At 39.2% G+C, this 520-nt stretch carries 1 pseudogene; it reads left to right on the forward strand.

Features of this window, described 5'->3' with window-relative positions:
* A pseudogene (locus ACFSSB_RS15400) lies at positions 1-520 on the forward strand (hypothetical protein); the annotation flags it as partial.

Here is a 520-nt window from a genome sequence, read left to right on the forward strand (position 1 = left end):
TAGTAGATGAAACTATAGAATGTAATGGTACGGATAATGAAACAATTGCTAACGATTGGAATGCTGCAAACATACTTGCACTACAATCTTGTGGTACCGATGCTTGTAATACAGATGCAGTATTTGATGTAACTTCAGATTATGCATTTACTAACCTTGCTTCAACTTGTGGCGCTGGTGGCACATTAACAGTCACGTATACCGTTGCTGATGATTGTGATAACGAAACCGTTCTTACTGCAACTCTTACTCTAGAAGATTCTACTGGTCCTGACCTTACGGCTTGTACTGTTGTAGATGAAACCATAGAATGTAATGGTACAGATAATGAAACGATTGCTAACGATTGGAATGCGGCAAATATACTTGCGCTACAATCTTGTGGTACCGATAGCTGTGATACAGACGCAGTATTTGATGTAACTTCAGATTATGCATTTACAAACCTTGCTTCCACTTGTGGCGCTGGTGGTACATTAACAGTTACGTATACCGTTTCAGATGATTGTGATAACGAAAC

It is taken from the genome of Lacinutrix gracilariae, from assembly GCF_042684485.1.
GTDB classification, from domain to species: domain Bacteria; phylum Bacteroidota; class Bacteroidia; order Flavobacteriales; family Flavobacteriaceae; genus Oceanihabitans; species Oceanihabitans gracilariae.